Source organism: Acidiphilium sp. JA12-A1 (assembly GCF_000724705.2).
Classification (GTDB): domain Bacteria; phylum Pseudomonadota; class Alphaproteobacteria; order Acetobacterales; family Acetobacteraceae; genus Acidiphilium; species Acidiphilium multivorum.
On sequence record NZ_JFHO01000204.1, the window covers coordinates 1 to 1180 of the forward strand.

A 1180-nucleotide genomic window follows, 5' to 3' on the forward strand; every position below is an offset into this window, starting at 1 on the left:
AGGGGGCGGCGACGCGGCGGGCGGCGGCGAAGGCGGCGGCGGAGCGGGCGCGCAGGGCGGCGGGCGCGATCGGGTCGGCCAAGGCGCTGCCGGCGGCGGCGAGGCAGGTTTCGCAGCCGTCGATGCCGGGTTCGCCGCAATAGCGCCGGGCCGGGCCGATCAGGTTCACCCGCTTGCAGAAATGGGCGTAGTCGTGGACCACGTGATCCGCCGGGACGCCGAGCCGGGCCGGCAGGGCGAGGATCGCCGGGTCGTGGCCGAGCGTGTGGTGGAACTCGACATGGCGCACGCCCTCGCGCCGGAGCAGGGCGACGAGGGCGCGCATCCCGGTGCGGGGATCGAAGACGAGGTTGGGGAACGGTTCGGCGCCGCCATCGGCGAGGCGGGCGGGGCCGGTGCCGGCGATCGAGCCGTCGGCGCGGATCAGGTCGGGGCTGAGCAGGATCGGCCGCAGCCCGGCTTCCCGCAGCGCCGCCATCCGCGCCGCGACGACGCGGGCGATGCCGCCGCCGTGGTCATGCGCGACGAGGGCGACCGCGCCGTGGCGGACGCGACCGGCGGCGAAGCGGGCAAGGTCGAGCCGGCGGCGGGCGTCGCGCAGCGGATCGGCCTCGTGATGGGCGGCGATGAGGGCGGCGTAGCCGGGATGGCGGCGTTCGAGGACGGCGAGGTTGCGGGCGCAGAGCGCGGCGGTGGTGGCGCCGAAGGAGGCGCCGCCGCGATGGGCGACGAAGATGCCGGGCGCGCCGGCATGGCGCCAGCCGGCCAGGGCGGCGCGGCGGCACCAGTCGTTCTCCTCGCCGTAGCCCTGGGCGAAGAGCGCGGCGTCGAACCCGCCGATGGCGTCGAGCGCGTCGTGCCGGATCGCCATGCAGAAGCCGATCGCGGTCGGGATGTCGACCAGGGCGGCGCCGTTGACGCGGCGGGCCAGCGCGTCGAGCCGGGTGGTGGCGACGAGGTCCGGCGCGGGGTTGCCGCCCTGGCGGGCCGGGTAGCTCATGATCGTCGCCTCGTTCGAGAGCGGGGTGACGCTGGCGATGTCGGGCGCGCGGTAGAGGGCGGCGTGCAGCCGGGCGGGGGCGCGCGGCGGCAGCAGGATGTCGGCGTTGAGCAGCAGGATGTCGCAGCCGGGGACGAGGCGGCGGGCGGCGGCGATGCCGGCGTTGGCGGCGGCGGGGAA

The 1180-nt window shown here is 77.3% G+C and carries 1 pseudogene; it reads right to left on the reverse strand.

Annotated elements, in window-relative coordinates:
* Nucleotides 1-1180, reverse strand: a pseudogene (locus RT91_RS19295) (glycosyltransferase family 2 protein); the annotation flags it as partial.